The sequence below is a fragment of the Aphanothece microscopica RSMan92 genome, from assembly GCF_046613545.2.
Taxonomy (GTDB): Bacteria; Cyanobacteriota; Cyanobacteriia; order PCC-6307; family Cyanobiaceae; genus NIES-981.
Window position 1 is genome coordinate 1 of record NZ_JBKKKY020000238.1, and the last position, 875, is coordinate 875.

Genomic DNA, 875 nt, shown 5'->3' on the forward strand with positions numbered 1-875 from the left:
GGTTCCGCCGCCGGGAAGTGGATTTCGAAACCTCCGAGGCGCCGGGCACCATCGTCGTCGATACGCAAAAGCGTTTTCTCTATCACGTGCTGGGGCAGGGCCGCGCCATGCGCTATGGCGTGGGCGTGGGCGATGACGGCAAGACCTGGACCGGCCGTGCGGTGGTCCGGCGCAAGGCGGAATGGCCGGTCTGGCGGCCGACGACCGAACACGTCGCGCGCTGGCCCAAGCTCGAGAAGTTCCGCAAGGACGGCATGCCGGGCGGGCGGGAGAATCCCATGGGCGCCAGGGCGCTCTATCTCTATCAGGGCAAGATCGATACGCTTTACCGCATCCACGGCACCAACAAGCCGAAGGGCATCGGCCGCAGGGTGACGTCCGGCTGCCTGCGCATGCTCAACGTCGACGTCGTCCATCTCTATGAGCGCGTGGAGATCGGCACCGAAGTGCTTGTCACCTGAAAATAAACAACCAATCCGCCGGAGACCTGCTCCCCATGCCGATCACGCGACGCCGCCTTCTCCTTGCCTCTCTCGCTGCGTCCGCAGGCCTGCCGTTGATGTCTGCGCGAGCGCAGGAGGGCGAGCCCTTCCCCGTCAGTGCTGCCGACGAGCGCAAGATCGAATACAAGTACCGCCGCCGCGAAATCGATTATGAAACCGCGGAGCCGCCGGGCAGCATCATCGTGGACCCGCGCAAGCGCTTCCTCTATTTCGTGCTCGGCAACGGCAAGGCGATCCGCTACGGCGCGTCGGTCGGCAAGGCCGGGCGCACATGGTCGGGCGGCGCCACCATCGGCCGCATGGAGAAGTGGCCGACCTGGACGCCGACGCCGGAGCACATCGCCGAATATCCGAAGCTGGTGAAGTGGCAGC

2 protein-coding genes are annotated in these 875 nt (G+C 65.7%); both read left to right on the top strand.

Translation table 11 applies throughout. The features are described from left to right. A partial coding sequence (locus tag ACLD7X_RS17200) for a L,D-transpeptidase (protein WP_411424910.1) occupies nt 1-461 on the top strand: 461 nt, incomplete at its 5' end. 35 nt (nt 462-496) lie between these two features. Then, nucleotides 497-875 (top strand): L,D-transpeptidase (locus ACLD7X_RS17205; RefSeq protein WP_411424911.1); only part of this gene is annotated, 379 nt, incomplete at its 3' end.